Consider the following 1427-nt stretch of genomic DNA (forward strand, 5'->3'; position numbering starts at 1 on the left):
GTGCCATCGTCGGCACCCAGCTGATGATCCTGCTCGACGCCACCGTGGTGAACGTCGCGCTGCCCGGCATCGGCACCCACCTGGGCTTCTCGGCGACCGGCATGTCGTGGGTGCTCAACGTCTACACCCTCGCCTTCGGCGGCCTGCTGCTGCTCGGCAGCCGGATAGGCGACCTGATAGGCCGCCGTACGGCGATGGTGTGGGGCGTCGCCGCCTTCACCGTCGCCTCGATCGCGGGAGGTCTGGCCAACGACGCGACCACGCTGCTGATCGCCCGCGGCTTGCAAGGGGCCGCCGCCGCGCTGGCCGCGCCCAGCACCCTGGCCCTGATCGCCACGTCGTTCTCCGAGGGCACCGAGCGCAACCGGGCGCTGAGCGTCTTCGCCGCGATCTCCGGCGCGGGCTCGGCGATCGGCCTGACCACCGGCGGCATCCTCACCGACCTGGGCTCCTGGCGCTGGGTGTTCTTCATCAACGTGCCGGTCGGCGCCGCCATCATGCTGCTCGCGCCCCGCTTCATCAAGGAGACCGCGCGCCACCGCGGTGGCCGCTTCGACATCGCGGGCGCGCTGACCGGCACGCTCGGCATGGCCACCTTGGTGTACGGCTTCATCCGGGTCGGCGAGAGCAAGTGGACCGACGGCCGGGCGCTGGCGTCGTTCGTGATCGCGGTCGCCCTGCTCGGCGCGTTCCTCGTCAACGAGACGCGGGTCGAGCGCCCGTTGGTGGTGCTGCGGCTGTTCGCCGACCGCAACCGGGCCATCGCCTACAGCGTGATGCTGCTGGTGCCGGCCGCGATGTTCGGCGTCTTCTACTTCAGCACCCAGTACCTTCAGACGTATCTGCACTTCAGCCCGTTGAAGACCGGCTTCGCGTTCCTGCCGCTGGCCGGGCCGCTCTTCGTCGCCGCGCGGCTCGCGCCGCGCATGGTCAGCAGGTTCGGCGCGAAGACGGTGGTGAGCATCGGGCTGCCGATCAGCCTCGCGGGTGTCATCTGGATCACCCGACTCGGCCCGTCCGAAGGCTACGCGGCCGGCCTGCTCGGCCCGCTGATGCTGGTCGGCTTCGGGGTCGGCTGGACGATGATGCCGCTCAACACGTTCATCCTCTCCGGCGTCCAGCCCCAGGACGCGGGCTCCGCGTCCGGCCTGCTCCAGACCATGCAGCAGGTCGGCGGCAGCCTCGGCCTGTCGGTCCTGGTCACCGTCTTCGGTACGGTCTCCCGGCACGCGCACGGCAACGTGTTCATCAGTGGCGCCACCGCCGCGTTCACCCTGGCGGCGATCTTCCTCTCGGCCGCGCTGGTGATGGTGCTCCTGCTCAGGGCGCCCCCGAAACCGGTGCTGCGCTGAGCGGGCGACGCGGCGCGCCGCGGGCGCGCCGCCGGGTCCCGACCGTATGACGGGAAGCGGGCGGCGGCTGACCCC

Annotated in this window: 1 protein-coding gene; it reads left to right on the plus strand. The window is 71.3% G+C overall.

Annotated features, from left to right (window positions below):
• Positions 1 to 1352, plus strand: a 1352-nt coding sequence (locus AC13HU_RS37170) for an MFS transporter (RefSeq protein WP_483046415.1), incomplete at its 5' end; no start/stop codon positions are given.
• Positions 1353 to 1427 lie beyond the last annotated feature (75 nt).

The sequence above is a fragment of the Streptomyces sp. NH27 genome, from assembly GCF_056859195.1.